Source organism: Lentibacillus kimchii (genome assembly GCF_055381965.1).
Map to the genome: position 1 here is coordinate 2,407,818 of NZ_AP043934.1, position 16,855 is coordinate 2,424,672.

Annotated in this window: 13 protein-coding genes and 1 pseudogene; 5 read left to right on the forward strand and 9 right to left on the reverse strand. The window is 46.2% G+C overall.

Features of this window, described 5'->3' with window-relative positions; translation table 11 throughout:
• The first annotated feature begins 135 nt into the window (after positions 1-135).
• The 3 genes from ACZ444_RS12640 to ACZ444_RS12650 are packed head-to-tail and all read left to right on the forward strand — an operon-like array spanning position 136 to position 2,685.
• Positions 136-918 carry an ABC transporter ATP-binding protein gene (locus tag ACZ444_RS12640; RefSeq protein ID WP_382359044.1) on the forward strand — a complete coding sequence of 261 codons (783 nt, stop codon included), beginning with the start codon at positions 136-138 and terminating at the stop codon, positions 916-918.
• Positions 902-1,666 (forward strand): ABC transporter permease, encoded by a 765-nt coding sequence (locus tag ACZ444_RS12645; protein WP_382359041.1) that lies wholly within the window; start codon positions 902-904, stop codon positions 1,664-1,666. Before ACZ444_RS12640 ends, ACZ444_RS12645 begins: the two co-directional genes overlap by 17 nt.
• A gap of 20 nt (positions 1,667-1,686) precedes the next feature.
• The gene (locus tag ACZ444_RS12650; RefSeq protein ID WP_382359038.1) at positions 1,687-2,685 is read left to right on the forward strand and encodes an aliphatic sulfonate ABC transporter substrate-binding protein; all 999 of its coding nucleotides are present in this window, start codon (positions 1,687-1,689) and stop codon (positions 2,683-2,685) included.
• 115 nt (positions 2,686-2,800) lie between these two features.
• On the opposite strand, the gene ACZ444_RS12655 is transcribed toward ACZ444_RS12650, so the two are convergent.
• The 3 genes from ACZ444_RS12655 to ACZ444_RS12665 form a co-directional block, all read right to left on the reverse strand.
• Positions 2,801-3,811 carry a DUF3231 family protein gene (locus ACZ444_RS12655; RefSeq protein WP_382359035.1) on the reverse strand — a complete coding sequence of 337 codons (1,011 nt, stop codon included), beginning with the start codon at positions 3,809-3,811 and terminating at the stop codon, positions 2,801-2,803.
• A gap of 176 nt (positions 3,812-3,987) precedes the next feature.
• The gene (locus ACZ444_RS12660) at positions 3,988-5,742 is read right to left on the reverse strand and encodes a carbon starvation CstA family protein (RefSeq protein WP_382359032.1); all 1,755 of its coding nucleotides are present in this window, start codon (positions 5,740-5,742) and stop codon (positions 3,988-3,990) included.
• Positions 5,743-5,913: 171 nt separating this feature from the next.
• Complete coding sequence (locus ACZ444_RS12665; protein WP_382359029.1) at positions 5,914-7,224, reverse strand: aminotransferase class V-fold PLP-dependent enzyme; 1,311 nt, start codon at positions 7,222-7,224, stop codon at positions 5,914-5,916.
• A 201-nt stretch (positions 7,225-7,425) separates the two neighbouring features.
• On the opposite strand from ACZ444_RS12665, the gene ACZ444_RS12670 reads away from it, so the two are divergent.
• Together ACZ444_RS12670 and ACZ444_RS12675 are read left to right on the forward strand one after the other, a co-directional pair.
• Positions 7,426-8,850: an aldehyde dehydrogenase family protein gene (locus ACZ444_RS12670; protein ID WP_382359026.1), complete on the forward strand. Its 1,425-nt coding sequence runs from the start codon at positions 7,426-7,428 to the stop codon at positions 8,848-8,850.
• A 162-nt stretch (positions 8,851-9,012) separates the two neighbouring features.
• Complete coding sequence (locus ACZ444_RS12675) at positions 9,013-9,429, forward strand: cupredoxin domain-containing protein (RefSeq protein ID WP_382359023.1); 417 nt, start codon at positions 9,013-9,015, stop codon at positions 9,427-9,429.
• Between the two features lie 156 nt (positions 9,430-9,585).
• Here the strand turns inward: ACZ444_RS12675 and ACZ444_RS12680 are convergent, their stop codons facing one another.
• The 6 genes and pseudogenes from ACZ444_RS12680 to ACZ444_RS12705 form a co-directional block, all read right to left on the reverse strand.
• The gene (locus tag ACZ444_RS12680) at positions 9,586-11,649 is read right to left on the reverse strand and encodes a heavy metal translocating P-type ATPase (RefSeq protein ID WP_382359020.1); all 2,064 of its coding nucleotides are present in this window, start codon (positions 11,647-11,649) and stop codon (positions 9,586-9,588) included.
• Positions 11,650-11,853: 204 nt separating this feature from the next.
• On the reverse strand, positions 11,854-12,063 hold the full coding sequence (gene copZ, locus ACZ444_RS12685; protein ID WP_382359017.1) for a copper chaperone CopZ: 210 nt from the start codon (positions 12,061-12,063) through the stop codon (positions 11,854-11,856).
• 236 nt (positions 12,064-12,299) lie between these two features.
• Complete coding sequence (locus ACZ444_RS12690) at positions 12,300-14,687, reverse strand: heavy metal translocating P-type ATPase (RefSeq protein WP_382359015.1); 2,388 nt, start codon at positions 14,685-14,687, stop codon at positions 12,300-12,302.
• A gap of 17 nt (positions 14,688-14,704) precedes the next feature.
• Positions 14,705-15,001, reverse strand: a complete 297-nt coding sequence (locus ACZ444_RS12695) for a metal-sensing transcriptional repressor (protein WP_382359103.1) — start codon at positions 14,999-15,001, stop codon at positions 14,705-14,707.
• Between the two features lie 249 nt (positions 15,002-15,250).
• Positions 15,251-15,664: a cupredoxin domain-containing protein gene (locus ACZ444_RS12700; protein WP_382359012.1), complete on the reverse strand. Its 414-nt coding sequence runs from the start codon at positions 15,662-15,664 to the stop codon at positions 15,251-15,253.
• Positions 15,665-15,846: 182 nt separating this feature from the next.
• Positions 15,847-16,797, reverse strand: a pseudogene (locus ACZ444_RS12705) (iron-hydroxamate ABC transporter substrate-binding protein).
• Positions 16,798-16,855: the final 58 nt, after the last annotated feature.

Consider the following 16,855-nt stretch of genomic DNA (forward strand, 5'->3'; position numbering starts at 1 on the left):
GACATATTTTAAAAATACACCGTTAGTCAGAATTATATAAAAAACAGTTGGCAAAGGATGGGTAACGTGCTACAATACAGTTTAAATCTTACTAAATTTATAGGAATTATGAGGTTAAAGGAGTGAAGGTCATCGATGGATCTGCAGATTGATAGGCTTACGAAGCAGTTTGAACAGAAAAAGAAACCGCCGCTGACCGTGCTTGATGATATTAACCTGACGATTGAAGAAGGGTCTTTTGTTTCGATTCTTGGACCATCGGGATGTGGAAAATCAACGCTATTATCCCTGGTCGCCGGTCTCAAGCATCCATCATCCGGAACGATAGCCTTAGATAGCAATCCCATTACCGGACCACACCCAAATCGGGGTGTCGTTTTTCAGGAACCAGCCCTGTTTCCTTGGTTGAATGTCCGGGATAATGTCCGATTTCCGCTGAGAAAAACGATGCCGAAACAAGAACAGCTCGAACGTGTGCAGGAATATTTACAAATGGTGCAGCTGAGTGGTTTTCTGGATCATTTTCCGCATGAATTGTCCGGTGGTATGCAGCAGCGCGTAGCCATCGCCCGGGTGCTTGCTATGGACCCGCAAATAATGCTCATGGATGAACCATTTGGTGCGTTAGATGAACAAACAAGGATTGTTCTGCAGGACTGGGTTGAATGGATTTGGCAAAAAACAGGCAAGACGGTTTTATTTATAACGCACAGCATTCGTGAGGCGGTTAAATTATCTGACCGGATCATTATGTTGGGTGCACGGCCAGGCACCGTTATGGCAGATAAGCGGGTTGAACTGACCCGTCCAAGAAACCAAGAAGATATGGCAGCATTAGAAACAGAGATTTCGAGTTTATTAAAAAGTGAAATCAATACCGTTATGAAAGAGGCGTTGTCCGATGCGAGTCATCATTAAACGTCTCGTGTTCTTTCTGATGCTGCTCGTGTTATGGGAAGTGATTGTGCTGATCGGTATTTGGCCTGAATCCATGATTCCAAGCCCTTATGCAGTCTATCAGTCGCTTTATTCAGGTTTTGCGGATATGACGCTTGTTTATGATCTGTTGGCGAGCTTCCGTCATTTATTGATCGGCCTTGTGATATCGATTGCGATAGGAACGGGTTTAGGGTTGTTACTAGCAACCGTGAAAACAGTCGATGAAACATTGGGCACCATGATACTCGCTTTACAAAGTGTGCCGAGTATTGTGTGGGTACCGCTTGCGATTATTTGGTTCGGATTTGGTGAGACCTCCATTATTTTCGTCGTGGTCATCGGGGGAACGTTTGTGATGACGATGAATATGCGCACAGGGGTCAAAAATGTTGATCCGATGTATTTAGAGGCTGCCCGCACCATGGGATCTAACGGGGCAGATCTGTTCCGGCGCGTGATCTTTCCGGCAGCGATCCCGCATGCGGTTACCGGTGTGCGCCTTGCTTGGGCGTTCAGCTGGCGTGCCTTAATGGCAGCTGAACTGATGAGTTCCGGTCCGGGTCTTGGCTACACCCTTTCTTACGCGTCGGATTTTAATAATATGAGTCTCGTTATCGGGATTATTATCATCATAGGGGTGATTGGGTCAGTTGTTGATCAATTAGTCTTTCACCGGGTTGAAGAAAAGATCCTGACACGCTGGGGAATGATGAGCGAAGTATCTTAAAAAGAGGGGAGTTTTTAAACGTGAAAAAACAACTACTGGGAGTCGCTGTGATCGGTTTGACTCTGGTTTTGGCAGCCTGCGGCGATGATTCAACAGCCTCAGGTTCAGAAGAGGCTGAACAAACAGTGACAATTGGCTATTTTCCGAATCTCAATCATGCGCCTGCTATGATTGCCAAAGAAAAGAACATTTATGAAGACCACTTAGGTGATGATGTCAATGTGGACTATCAGACATTTCCGGATGGTTCCGAATTCATGACAGCTCTTGCAGCTGGTGAAATCGAAGGCGGCCTTGTCGGACCAGGTCCGGCTATGAACAATTATATTTCCGGTGTGGATGTTGAAATGATCGCGGCATCATCAACCGGAGGGACGGTCATTGTTTCCCGTGATGGCAGTAACATTCAGACGGCGCAGGATATTGACTCAGATACGTTCATCTCGCCGCGTGTCGGCTGCACGCACGATGTTCAGTTTGAGACGTATATGAAAGATTTAGGCGTGACATCAGAACGAACAGGTGGCACGATGAATCATGTCACGGGAAAGCCGGCTCAATATACGACGATGTTTGAAAATAATGATGTCGATGTTGCGACAGCACCGGAGCCATGGGGATCTGTTTTAGAATCCAAAAAAAATGCGAATGTCGTGATTGATTCTGATGACATCTCTTTCGGAGAGACGCTTCCGGCTGCAGTCTTTGTAACAAGTTCCGAGCTGTCAGACAATGATCCAGAACTGGTGCAAAGTCTGATTGATGCACATCAGGAATCAATTGATTATACAAATGACCATACCGATGAGGCAATTGATATGACGATTAATGCTATAGATGATATCACCGGCCAAAAACTCGAGCGCGATGTTATGGAAAGCGCATGGGAACGCATAGACTTTGAATCCGACATTAATGCTAATACCATCCAGGCATTCGGCGATTCATCCTATGACCTGCAATTCCTCAAAGAACAACCAGACTTCAGTGACCTCGTCAACAAACAATTTATTGACTAGATGCTAGGCACATGAACGTGATTTCAATTGACCATACGTTACAGCAGCTGGATTATTTTTGATATGAAGCTAACGTCCCTTGCCTATTTCATATATAATCCAGCTGATTTTATAATTAATGTTTGTTTTTCATGAGTTCATCATGGTCAATCATTCGCGGAGGCTCTTCCAGCCATCCATGGTCGATCATTAACTCGCCTCCATCATTAACATACTTCCCGATCTCTGCCATTAATCGGCTGTAAAGAGCGGGGAGATCACGTCTCAGCGAGGTGGATGCACTGGTTCCATAATAGGCAAACCCAATTGAATTTGTCACTAACGTTTGGAACATCATTAATTTTTCTGAGAAAGGGGCGACAGTCGAGTCCGTTACAGGATCGTTCCATGGTGCAGACGCAGGGAGATCATTTTCTTGTAACGTTTGGGTAAAGGTTTGTACATGCTTGGAGGCTATATCACGGCCACGCTTTAGATAATCCTGCACTTTTTTCGAATGGGCTGTTTGCGCATATCCCGTTAATAAATGAGACCCCAGTGAATTTCGCTGTATATTGGCATACAGGTTTCCGATTTCTAATGCGGTCAATGGCCTTTGTTCCCCAAACCACCCGGCCATAAAGCTTTCCTGGTTAACAAAACTAGCTTGATCCGGCGTATCGATATAAGGCGCACGAACATAAATACCCTTGGCTAATAAAACATCAAGCGATTGATCGTAGAGCCGAGAGGATTCATTCAGGGCTTCAGAGAGATAATTCCGAACATCCTGACGTGCACTATGGGCGATGGCTTGCGCATACATTTGCATTCCCATTTGCGCTGTTTGCTTCACATTATTTAGCATAAATTCATCGGAAAATAAACGAGGCGCATTTAAATCGACATCCTGGTCGGAAAACCCAATGGGAACTGGGCGGTTATCGGATTGGAATAAAGCGGCGACCTTGGGAATGTGCGCCTGAGAAAGATCTAAAGCTTGCTGGATGACGGGGCGGATATCTGGATCCTCAACGGTTTGCAAAAAGTAGCTCAAAGTACGGATAGACATACTATCCTGCATATAGCCTATCCAAAGCTGGGAATGTTCGGCAGATGTCAATTTCGTATTGTGGTTTGTTTCCATGATAAATTCCCTCCAGAATGATTCGTTAAAGCTATTTTTTACACTTATGAAGGAAATATTCGTTTAATTTAGAAGGGAAGCCTGGACAAATTCCCATTTCCAGCGCAGATAGCACAAGAAAATGGGAATTCTGATGTTTTCGATTCTAAACCTCATTGTATGTCACTATAGTTCAATTACTTTTCATTGTAATATTGCAAATCATTGTTTTTGGGTCTGTTTGTAAAGAAAATCCGAATGGCTTCGATAATCACCCAAATCGTAAAGATTAGAATAAGGGCTCCCAAACCAGCCAATAACGGATCGAGGCTTTCACTGCCGCCAATGCCCATCCAGTCAAAGAGGAGCTGCCGCGTCATGGCATAGATCGTCATAATCAGCATGAATCCCATCGGAATCAGGGCGGGCAAGGCATTTCGTCCTTTATTGATTAACCAGATGGAAACGAGCATGAGCGTAATTCCGGCCAAAAGCTGGTTCACCGTCCCGAACAGCGGCCAGAGCAGATAGCCACCTGAGCCAAATCCCTTGGGTCCCTGTGGAATCAAGGCCAGTGCCGCACCTAATACAACCGCGATAGAGGTCGCAACATGCGCATTCGTTAAGGACGGAATCTTATAGTCATAACCGAGTTCTGCAATGATATAGCGTGTTAGTCTGACGGCAGTATCAAGGCTTGTCGCGGCAAAGCTGACAACCATAATCGATACAATCGTCTCGGCCAATCCCGGCGGAATGCCAACACCCGTTGCCAATGCACCAGCACCGCTGACGAAGTTATCCAGCCCAATACCATTGGCTGTATTAAAATCCGTATAAGCAGAGAGGAATTCACCTTCGGAACCGAATCCTGTAATGACCGCAATAATGGTAACTAAGGCTAAGGCTCCTTCACCAATAGCGCCTAAATAACCCACAAAGCGGGCGTCTGGCTCTTTATTTAATTGTTTGGCTGTCGTGCCTGATCCGACCAGGCTGTGAAAGCCGGAAATCGCACCGCAGGCAATCGTGACAAAGAGCAGCGGAAACCAAGGGGTGCTCACATCGCCATTCATTGCGGGCGCCTGGATGTTTGGCTGTGAGAAAAACAAGCCTAAATATAAAATCGCCAAACCGACCACCAGCTGATAGGAATTAATCAAATCCCTCGGCTGCAATAATTTCCAAACCGGCATGGTCGAAGCAATATAGACATAGACCATCAAGACCACAATCCAGATTAAGAATGCCATTGAATGCCCGGTCAACCCAAAGGCCACGTCGTTATCCGCACCACCGAAATAGCTGATTAAGTCAATTTGGAGTGCAGGCACATAGTTCGCCACTATGGCGGCCCCGTACATCACCAAAAGCGCGATCAGCGACGGCACGAGCATGCTGCCTTTTTTCTTGTAAACGGAGACGCCGATCCAGACCGCTATAGGCATTTGAATGAAAATCGCGAGCACGCTGGATGGAAAGCCGACGAAAAGATTGGCGATCACCCAGGAAAAAACCGCAATGACCATAATCAATAGAATTAAGATAATAAATAAAAACAGCACCTTAGCCCGTTGTCCGATCAAACGCTGAGCAATTGTTCCCACCGATTGACCTTTGTGCCGCGCTGATAGAACGATTCCACCCATATCGTGCACGCCGGCCGCAAAAATCGTTCCGACAACTACCCACAGCAGTGCCGGGAGCCAGCCCCAGAACACTGCAACGGCAGGACCAACGATCGGGGCAGCCCCCGCAATCGAGGTGAAATGATGACCCCACAAGACAAATTTGTTCGTGGGGACATGATCGGCCCCGTCTTCGAATTCATGCGCTGGTGTTTTAAACTTAGGATCCAGTTTATAAATTTTCGTCGCAATGAATTTAGAATAATAGCGATAACCTACAAAAAATGCAATAAATCCAAATGCTGCCAGCCATATCGCATTCATAAAAACGCCTCCTCCTGTAAGTATTCATTACTTTTTAAGATATATCAAAATAGTTTAAAATAACTGACATTTTTAAAGTAATAGTCTAATTATAGTTCTTATCTTAAAATTTTGTCAACTTGTACAGGAGGTATTATCGACTCGATTTAAATAATTAACAGGATGATTGACTCAAGATCCACTCTCAACGTGATCAGTCACCATTTGCTCTAGACATTGAAATAAATAGTCAATCTCTGCAAATGAATTATAATGAATCATACTGATACGGACAGCCGACCCGTTAAATCGTTTTGCTAAATGCTTAACGACGGCGTTATGAAAATTGCCTGTGCGTGCTTCGATACCAAAGCCATCTAATTTTTCGCCGATTTCTTCTGGCCGCCAGCCTTCTAAATTAAACGAAAAAACCGGCACTCTGGACGCCAATTTATCTCTGGACCATTCGCCATACAACTCAACATGAGGCAGTTTTTCCAATTGCTCTAAAAAGTAATCCGACAGCATTTGTTCATATTCCTTCACCCAATACATAGCACTGTATAACGCCTGCCGCTTCGGACTCACATCTGGAGATAACGGGATTTCCTGCTCCGAAAGGCCATTTCTCAGGGCATCATTGTAGAGCTGAGACAGATAATCCATAGCACCTTTAAAACCTAAAATCCCCTCATGATTCTGAGTGCCAATTTCAAATGCTGTCGCATCATGCGTTAAGCTATCTCGCATTCTATAGCCATCAAGCCGGTCCAGATGATCCCTGTTAAAGTAGCAGAATCCTAAGTGGGGGCCGAATATTTTGTAACTGGAGAAAGCAGCGAAATCAACATCCGCATCCTTAATTGCTGTCGGAAGATGAGGTACTTGCTGCACAGCATCTGCAATGACAAGAGCACCCGCTTCATGCGCCATTTTCGTTATTTTCTTCATATCAAAAATGGTGCCTGTCGCATTCGATACCCAGCCTGCCGCAACGATTTTCGGCGCTAATGTCAATAACTCTCCGAATTGTTCATAATCCAGATTGCCATGACTGTCCGGCTGCCAGACATGAACATGAACACCCTTATCAGTCAGTGCCTGCCACGGGTCAATATTACTCCAGTGTCCCGTATCCGTTACGATGACATGGTCGCCCGCATCAAGATCCTGACCCAGTTCATAGCCTAGCATTTGAAAAAAGGTTGAGGCATTTAAGCCGATAGCTATCTCCGTATGATCCTTAGCTCCTATAAAGTCAGCAGCCAACTGACGCGCCTCCACAATTTTCTGCGACATCCATTCTTCCCGCTTAAAAATGGTTCCTTTCTGAGCATTATGGTTTATGAGGAAATTCGTGATGTTATCGATTACATAATTAGAAACTTGTGTACCAGCTGAATTATCGAAATAAGACAGTTTGTTTTGATCCACGTCATCGGACAACGCCGGAAAATACTGTCTTGCATTTTCAAATGTTGTTACAAGGTTTTTTGAATTCATAAATTATTTCCTCCTTTTCCCTCCATCATACCACACGCATGCCACTCACTGAGTCGATAAACAAATGTTTACCACAGTGAGTAAGTTGGGTATATACCCTGTGAAACACATTTTAAAGACAATACTGTACCAACCTGTGCTGCGGATTGGTACGGTATTGCCGTGAAAATAGATTTTTACACAAAAGGAGCTATCATGATTATGCGCGATAATCTGAAGCATTATATAAACGGGGAATGGGTTGAATCGACTGGTTCACAGACGATGGAGGTTATGAACCCAGCGACGGAAGAAGTTATGGGCCATATCAGCGCTGGTACAAAAGAAGACTTGGATAAGGCTGTTAAAGCAGCACGCAGCGCCTTCCCTTCATTTGCCCAGACATCCCGTGAGTATCGCATTGAGTTGTTAGAGAAAATTGCTGATGAGTATACCAAGCGCAAGGATGAGCTGATCGAAGTCATGACCGAAGAGCTTGGCGCGCCGCTTAAAGTATCGGAAAACGTTCATTTTATGATGGGCTATTCCCACTTTAAACAGGCAGCTGAGGAACTGCGGAACTTCTCCTTTAGTGAGAAACGTGAGAAATCAACCATCATGAAAGAGCCTATCGGTGTCAGCGGACTGATCACCCCTTGGAACTTCCCGACCAACCAGACGTCGACTAAAATCGCAAGTGCGTTTGCGGCCGGAAGCACTGTCGTCTTAAAACCAGCAGAAATCACGCCATATGCTGCGATGATTCTGGCTGAGATCTTTGAAGCGGCAGGCCTGCCAAAAGGCGTCTTCAACCTGGTCAATGGCACGGGTCAAGAAGTTGGCAATGCCATCAGTTCACATCCCGATATCGATTTCGTCTCGTATACAGGCTCAGGTATCGCCGGCAGCAAAGTGATGGAGAACGCAGCAAAAGATATCAAGAAAGTCGCACTCGAATTGGGCGGCAAGTCACCGCTGATTGTGCTGGATGATGCGGATATTAAAGAAGCAGCCGGCATCGCGGTATCCAATATCACGATGAACACCGGACAAGTCTGCACAGCCGCTACCCGCGTGCTTGTGCCGAAAAACATGAAAGCATCATTTGAAGCAGAAATGAAAGAACAAGTGGCTCAACTGGCCGTTGGCGATCCACAACAGGATAACCAGATCGGACCGCTCGTTGCGAAAAAACAACAGGACCGCGTCCAAAGCTATATTCAGAAAGGCATCGATGAAGGCGCCACAGTCCTCGCAGGCGGAACCGGCAACCCTGAAGGCGTGAGCAAGGGCTATTTCGCCAAACCGACCGTCTTCACCGATGTAAGCAATGATATGACCATTGCGCAGGAAGAAATCTTTGGCCCGGTTACCACCATCATCACCTATGAGTCGCTTGATGATGCTATTGAGATCGCGAACGACACGGTTTATGGCCTGGCTGGTTATGTCGCAGGCAAGGATCCAGAGGCTCTAAGAAAAGCAGCCACCGGTATCCGCGCCGGCCAAATCACGGTCAATGCGGCACCATCGGACTATTCAGCGCCATTCGGCGGCTTCAAACAATCCGGTATCGGCCGCGAATGGGGCGATTTCGGCATTGAAGAATACCTTGAACCTAAGGCTATCATGGGCATGCCCGAATAAAAACATGTGAAACTATAAATAAAAAACGCCTTTATGCCGATCAAAGCATAAAGGCGTTTTTTATGATCAGATGTTAAAAAGATTGAATGGTTTTCTCATAAAAACGACATTATTGCAGATATTATAACTGTTAAAGTATTTAAACGTTAAGGAGGTACTATAATGAAAAAAGGTTTATTGGTCATGCTGGTGCTGGGAATCGCTCTGTTTCTTGCAGCTTGCGGCGGTGGCGACAGCGGCAATGACGATAGTGGCAGCAGTGACAGTAATGGATCCGAAAAAACACAAGAAAATAGTGGTGATTCAAGTGAAGCATCCGGCAACTCATTGGATATAGCAGCAACCAACTGGAAATTTGATCAAGACGAATACACGGTATCTGCGGGTGAGCCGGTCGACATCTCGCTGACAAGCAAGGAAGGCAATCACGGCCTAGCCATTGATAAATTTGACGTGAACATAAAAGGTGAGGGTAAGGCAAGCTTCACACCTGAAGAACCAGGCGAGTATACCATGTACTGCAGTGTCCCGTGTGGTAAAGGACACTCAGATATGAAATCAACATTGGTTGTTGAATAACTCATTGAATTCAAGAAGCTGTTCTAAAAGAATAGCTTCTTTTTTTGCATAACCACGCTGCTAAAAAAACATTTATTTTATGCAGTTATGCGCCGCCTTAAAAAACATCGCACAAAACATGCCCTGAAGCTATATAGGCTTCAGGGCATCTTTTCATTAGGCTTTCAGCAATTTAGCGTTAATCGCAACAACAATGGTGCTCAGGCTCATTAATACAGCTCCAACGGCGGGGCTGAGGATAATGCCAATCGGCGCTAATACACCAGCGGCAAGTGGGATCGCAACAATATTATAGCCGGCTGCCCACCACAGGTTCTGAATCATTTTGCGGTATGTTTTTCGGGACAGCTCCATCAGTGATACCACATCATTCGGATTGCTTTTGACTAAGACAACGTCAGCCGATTCCATGGCGACATCCGTTCCGGCGCCAATCGCAATGCCTAGATCCGCTGTCGCAAGTGCAGGTGCGTCATTAACACCATCGCCTGTCATGGCCACCTTCCAGCCTTTCTCTTTGATCGTCTTCACTTGATTAGCTTTATCATCAGGCAACACTTCGGCGTAAACCTCATCAATGCCGAGCTGACCGGCAACCCAATCGGCAACCTTTTGATTATCACCAGTAAGCATGATGGTCTCAATACCTTTACGTTTGAGTGATGAAACAGCTTCTTTCGCTGTTTCCCGCACCATATCGGCCAGGGCAACCATGCCGATCAATTCATCATCCAGCAGGACAAAAACGACCGTTTTCCCTTCACCGGACAGCTGTTCAAATGTTTCCTGGTCATACGTCATATGACTGTTTTGGACAAAGCCGGGACTGACAACATTAACTTTGCGGTCCTCAATCGTCCCTTCGATGCCTTTACCGGTAATGGATTCAAAGGTTTCGATTGTTTTAAGTTCGAGATTTTGCTGCATCGCTGAGCTGACCATACCGGTCGCAAGCGGGTGTTCGGAGTTTTGCTCCAGACTGGCAGCCCATGTCAAAACATCATCTTTTTCATAGCCGTTGTTCGCAATCACTTCCGTCACGCCAAATTCGCCTTGTGTCAGAGTGCCTGTTTTATCAAAAACAACGGCATTCAATTGACGCGCGCCTTCAAAATTAGCCCGGTTGCGGATTAACAGACCACGTTTGGCTGATATAGACGTTGACACAGCTACCACCAATGGGGCTGCGAGTCCAAGTGCGTGCGGACACGTAATGACCATCACTGTCACCATCCGCTCCAAAGCCGTGTCAAATGGATAACCCAGTCCGATCCAGATAAACAATGTTATAAAGCCGGAAGCAAGCGCAAGATAAAACAGCCATTTGGCCGCACGGTTGGTCAGATCCTGCGTTCTGGATTGGGATTCCTGCGCCTCTTTGACCATCGTTACGACCTGCGACAGATAGGAATCTTCCCCCGTTTTCTCGACCGTAGCTTTGATCGACCCCTCTTTATTAATGGATCCGCCTATGACTTCATCATCCTGTTTCTTTTCAACAGGCACGGATTCCCCGGTGAGCATGGATTCATCAATAGCCGATTGACCTTCATCAATCGTACCGTCAACCGGTATCTTTTCACCCGGCTTGATCAGTACGTGATCCCCCTGCTGTAATTCTGATGTCGGAACATCGGTCGTGTTGCCATCTTCATCAAGTTTATGCGCTTCATTCGGCATGAGTTTAACCAGTTCTTCCAGAGCATTTGATGCACCCATAACTGATTTCATCTCAATCCAGTGGCCGAGCAGCATAATATCAATTAATGTAGCCAGCTCCCAGAAGAAATCACTGCCTTCCCAGCCGAAAACAGTCATCGAACTGTAAACATAGGCCACGAGAATGGCAAGACCAATCAAGGTCATCATGCCTGGATTCTTCTCTTTCAGTTCGCTGATCCCGCCAGTAATAAACGGCCAGCCGCCATAAAAGAATAGGAATGTCGCCAGCACAAATACAATATACTGATCAAATGGGAAGCTCCAATCCACCCCAGCAAAGCTCTGAAGCATCGGAGACAGCAGAAGAATTGGAATGGTTACAACAATAGAAATCCAGAAGCGTTTTTTGAAATCCTCTACCATGTGAGCGTGGTGATCTCCGTGATCGTGATGATCATGGCCACCATGACCTTCGTGATCATGATGCTGGTTATGTGTCTCTTGGGTGTGATCCTGATGATCATGATGATGTTGGCTGTGGTTATCATGATTTGACATGTTTTTCACCTCTTTAGACAATGTTTATGATACCACCGTACCGTATGTAGTATTTTATAAAAAAGTGAATGACAACAAAGATGATGACATTCACAGTTGGATAACATCTTTTATTCCGGTACATTATTCTTTTCCATCACCGGCATTCCCATTAAGGAAACAGGCCCTTGATCAGGGCAGCCGATCAAGAGCCTTGTCATGGACTTAAGCTACAACATCATAGCCTTGATCTTCAATAGCCTCTTTCATTTGATCAAAGGTTACTTTGGAATCATCATACTCGGCGTCCGCTGTCCCGTTTTCAACGGATACATTGGCGGATGTCACACCGTCCAGTTCTTCCAATGCATTCGTAACCGCTGTCTTGCAATGACCACAATCCATGCCTTTTACGTTCAATTGTATTTGTGCCATTAGTACACACTCCTTTTTGATATTTGTCGGGGCCGGGACAGAATTTAAGTGACCAGCCCCCAAGATGAACAAAACTACGGCTCAGCGGAGGAAAAGACGCCGACTCCTGCGGGAGCAAAGGATAGGTGAGACCCCGGAGTGCGAAGCACGAGGAGGCTCACCAGCCGCCCGCGGAAAGCGGCGTCTATTTCCGGAGCGGGCTTATGACTCTTGTCTTTTGTCCCAGTCCCGATAACTTATACTTGTACGCGCTTGAGGCGCAGTGAGTTCGTCACAACAGATACGGAACTGAATGCCATCGCTGCACCGGCCACCCATGGTGCGAGTAATCCGAGTGCTGCAATCGGCACACCAGCTGAGTTGTAAGCCAGAGCCCAGAACAGATTCTGACGGATATTGCGCATCGTTTTGCGGCTGAGGCTGACAGCTTTGCTTAGGTTTTCAAGGTCACCGCCAATCAGCGTAATATCAGCTGATTCGATAGCGACATCGGTGCCTGTGCCAATCGCGATGCCGATATCAGCAGTCGCAAGGGCAGGCGCATCATTGATGCCATCCCCAACCATGGCAACAGTTCTGCCTTGTTTTTGCAGTTCGGTAACTTTGTCTGCTTTTCCTTCAGGCAGGACTTCAGCAAATACCCCGTCAATACCGACTTCCTGCGCAATGGCTTCGGCGGTTCGCTGATTATCGCCGGTTATCATATAGGTGTCGATACCCAGGTTGTGAAGGTCTGTAATGGCTTGCTTGGACGTATCCTTAACCGTATCTGCGACAGCCACAATACCTTGCACAGCACCATATACAGCGATAAACATGGCAGTTTTGCCTTCTGCTTCCAATCTGGTCATGTCATCATCGTGTGCCGCAACATCAATATCCTCGCGTTCCATCAATCGGCGGGTACCGATAGCGACTGGTTTATTGCCTACTGTTGCTTTAATACCATGACCGGGTATCGCTTCAAAATCATCAGCTGTACCTGCTTCCAGGCCATTTTCAGTACCGTAAGCGACAATGGCCCCGGCCAGCGCGTGCTCAGAACCTTTTTCCGCTGCAACGAGTGTTTCCAAGAGTCCTTGCTCATCCGGTGTGAACGATAAGAAATCCGTTACTTCCGGTTTGCCTTTGGTGACCGTTCCTGTCTTATCCAGTAATACAGCATCGACAGCTTGTGTTCTTTCCAGGTATTCACCCCCTTTAAAGAGGATGCCCTGTTCAGCTCCTTTGCCTGTGCCGACCATAATCGATGTTGGTGTCGCAAGGCCAAGTGAACATGGACAGGCGATAACCAGCACCGCGATGGAGGCAACAAGCGCCGGCGTTAACTGCATCGGATCAACTAAAAGATACCAGACCAAGAAAGTCACAACAGCAATGCCGACAATAATGGGAACAAAAATACCCGATATTCTATCGGCCATACGCTGGATCGGTGCTTTTGACCCTTGCGCATCTTCAACCGTTTTAACAATCGAAGCCAATGCGGTATCTTCCCCGACGTTTTCGGCTGTCATCTGCAGCCGGCCGTTTCTATTAATCGTGGAGCCAATCACCTGGTCTCCCTGATCTTTTTCAACGGGCAGCGATTCGCCGGTAATCATCGACTCATCAACGGATGTTTGCCCCTCATCGATACGTCCGTCAACCGGAATCTTGTCACCCGGCTTAACGATAAGCGCATCGCCAACTTGCACATTTTCAACGGGAATGCTTTCTTCTTCCCCGTTTCGGAGGACAGTGGCCTCGTTTGCCTGAAGATTCAGGAGAGACTTAATGGCCGTCGTTGTACGTCCTTTGGCCAATGTCTCGAACAACTTGCCGACCAATATCAGCGTGATCAGCATGGCACTCGTTTCAAAGTAGAGCTCGGGCGTACTGCCGGTCACGAGAGATGCAATCATGCCAGCAACACTGTAAAAATACGCAGCCGATGTCCCAAGTGCGACCAGGACATCCATATTGGCGCTTTTACTGCGAAGGGCTGTGTAGGCCCCTTTGTAAAATGGCCAGCCAATATAAAACTGGACGATGGTTGCAAGCGCGAACTGGAACCACATATTTTCAAACAATGCAGGTACCGGGAGGCCAATATGCCCCAGCATGGTATAAAAAAGCGGCAGCGTTAACAGAACCGAAATAGCAAGATGAATCTCTTTGGATTTAATCTCTTTTTCCTTGCGTTCTTCCTGTCCGCCGCGACCTTGTTTGACGACAGCATCGTAGCCCAGTTTCTGCACCTTGCCGATGATATCATCAAGCGACACGGCGCCGGGTTCATAGGAGACCGTTCCTGATTCGGTCGCCAGATTAATGCTGGCGGCGTCGATGCCCTCCGTCCGGTTCAGAACTTTTTCAATCCGGCTCGAGCAGGAAGCACACGTCATCCCCTGAACATCAAGTTCTACCTTTTCCGCAGCGACGCCATAACCAAGCTTTTCAATTTTGCCGACAAGCTCTTGCGGCTCGACATTCGCCGTATCATACTGGATTTTAGCATGTTCCGTCGCCAAGTTAACCTGCGCATCGACGCCATCCATCTTATTTAGGACTTTTTCGATGCGTGCTGAACATGAGGCACAGGTCATACCCGTGACATCTACCGATAATTCTTTCTGTTCCATATAAGTCACCTCCGTTCCTATTTAGCAAACTGTTTAATCACCTTCATGAGTTCTTCAATGGATTCGTCACCATTTCCAGACTGTATCGCATCAGAGACGCATGTTTTTGCGTGACGCTCCATGACGGTGTAACCCACTTTATTTAAAGCTGCCTGGACCGCAGAGATTTGTACTAAAATATCGATGCAATAACGGTCTTCTTCAATCATTTTCTGAAGACCGCGCACCTGACCCTCGATCCGATTCAGCCGATTGGTCATTTGATCTTTTTCCTTATCTGTGCGCGGCATAACAGGCTGTTTATCCGACTGCATGCCGTTCATTTCCTCATCCAACTAGGTCACCTTCTTTTTGTTTCCTTACTTCATACTATACCCCCCTAATGTATATATGTCAATCTAACGTTTTTGTGTAGTACATTGAACTACCGTTTATGTCCATTATGGCCGAAAAACGGCCGGCTCATGAAAAAAGGCATCCGGAAGTATGATGACTTTTCCGGACGCCTTTATGTAAAAAATTAAGAAGCCATTCGTTCAGAACAGCTTCTTGATTTTAAGATGTTATTCAACTACTAATGTTGATTTCATGTCGGAGTGTCCTTCTCCACAAGGGACACTGCAGTAAATGGTATATTCGCCTGATTCTTCAGGTGTAAATGATGCTTCACCTTCACCTTCAATGTTGACGTCGAATTCATCAATAGCTAAGCCGTGCGTTCCTTCCTTACTTGTCAGCGAGATGTCTACAGGCTCACCTGCAGATACCGTGTATTCGTCTTGATTAAATTCAAAGTCGGTAGCTGTTATATCTAATGAACTGCCGGATGCTTCGGTTGAATCACCACTGTCAGTTTCTGTTTCCTCAGACCCGTTGCTGTCGCTGCTGTCACTGCTTTCGCTGTCGTCACTGCCGCCACAAGCTGCCAAAAACAGTACCAGTCCCAGCGCCAGCATGGCCAATAAACCTTTTTTCATTGTCGTCCCTCCCCGATTCATTTAATGGTTACATTTTTATAATAATTCCATTTTTAACAAATAGCAATGACAGTTTTTTGAACAATTTTCCTGGTGCAGTTGGTTAAAAGTCATAACAAGAGCTGCAGCACAAAAAAAGCAGCTTTCCCTTCTTTCACAAGGAAAAGCTGCTCCATTAGATATCAGGATTCGCCAAGAAATGCTTTTTTAAATACGTTCAGCTCGTAATCAAGGCTGATTGCATCATTGAATTGAAAGATATTATGATTGACTTTAATCACATGATCATTTTTCACGGCTGGGATATTTTCTTAAGTTTCGGTGTTCTGGAATGCACTGTCCGTACCCGGCGCCCGGCTCAGCACGATGTAATCCCCGGCATACTCAGGCACAGCTTCTGTGGAAATTTCCTGATAGCCATTCTCCTCAGTTGCCTTTTTCACTTTATCAGGCATGGTCAAATCCATGGCATGATACACTATTTCCGAGCCGCGTCCCCAGTTTTGACCGGCTATATAGAACTGCTTATTAAAGTTTTCCATAACCGAAACGGTCGCGTCTTTGCCAATTTTATCTTTGATTTTATTGCCGATTTTCTCGGCTCGCTGTTTGAAATCTTCCACCCATTCTTTCGCTTTGTCTTCTTTATTCACTAACTTCCCGATAGCGATATGCTGCTCTAAATAGTCTAACTTGCCGTATTCATAGGTAACGGTTGGCGCGATTTCCTTAAGCTTATCCAAGTTTTTCGTATTTGCCCCTTCCCGGCCAACAATCAAATCGGGATTCAAATCAATGATGCCCTCCAGATTGTCACTGGACACCACCTCAGCATCGCCTAATTCATCTTTCAGCACGGAGCTTTGTTTCGTCCATTTATCAACTCCGACGACATTAACACCGAGAGACGCTAGATCACCGGCATAGGTTGAAAGCACGACAACGCGTTCCGGGTGTTTCGGCACCTCAACTGGACCGTTCTGCGACTCGTACGTTCTGGTTGCCTGTTCATCCTGATTCTCATTTCCCTGCTCTTTTGCCTGATCACTGGCTTCATCACTGGAATCGCCGCTCCCGCAGGCGCTAAGCACAAGGACAAGCAATAAAAGGAACGGAAAAATCTTTTTTATCATAGCGGTCGTCTCCTTCTATCCTTCTCTGTCGACTAACTGTTCGAGTTTAATGATAATT

What these genes read in the sequence shown, in the direction of transcription:
- ACZ444_RS12680 (WP_382359020.1), bottom strand. Translation starts at nt 11,649, where the DNA reads ATGTCAAATCATGATAACCACAGCCAACATCATCATGATCATCAGGAT.
- ACZ444_RS12655 (WP_382359035.1), bottom strand. Translation starts at nt 3,811, where the DNA reads ATGGAAACAAACCACAATACGAAATTGACATCTGCCGAACATTCCCAG.
- copZ (WP_382359017.1), bottom strand. Translation starts at nt 12,063, where the DNA reads ATGGCACAAATACAATTGAACGTAAAAGGCATGGATTGTGGTCATTGC.
- ACZ444_RS12695 (WP_382359103.1), bottom strand. Translation starts at nt 15,001, where the DNA reads ATGCAGTCGGATAAACAGCCTGTTATGCCGCGCACAGATAAGGAAAAA.
- ACZ444_RS12675 (WP_382359023.1), top strand. Translation starts at nt 9,013, where the DNA reads ATGAAAAAAGGTTTATTGGTCATGCTGGTGCTGGGAATCGCTCTGTTT.
- ACZ444_RS12670 (WP_382359026.1), top strand. Translation starts at nt 7,426, where the DNA reads ATGCGCGATAATCTGAAGCATTATATAAACGGGGAATGGGTTGAATCG.
- ACZ444_RS12665 (WP_382359029.1), bottom strand. Translation starts at nt 7,224, where the DNA reads ATGAATTCAAAAAACCTTGTAACAACATTTGAAAATGCAAGACAGTAT.
- ACZ444_RS12640 (WP_382359044.1), top strand. Translation starts at nt 136, where the DNA reads ATGGATCTGCAGATTGATAGGCTTACGAAGCAGTTTGAACAGAAAAAG.
- ACZ444_RS12660 (WP_382359032.1), bottom strand. Translation starts at nt 5,742, where the DNA reads ATGAATGCGATATGGCTGGCAGCATTTGGATTTATTGCATTTTTTGTA.
- ACZ444_RS12690 (WP_382359015.1), bottom strand. Translation starts at nt 14,687, where the DNA reads ATGGAACAGAAAGAATTATCGGTAGATGTCACGGGTATGACCTGTGCC.
- ACZ444_RS12645 (WP_382359041.1), top strand. Translation starts at nt 902, where the DNA reads ATGCGAGTCATCATTAAACGTCTCGTGTTCTTTCTGATGCTGCTCGTG.
- ACZ444_RS12700 (WP_382359012.1), bottom strand. Translation starts at nt 15,664, where the DNA reads ATGAAAAAAGGTTTATTGGCCATGCTGGCGCTGGGACTGGTACTGTTT.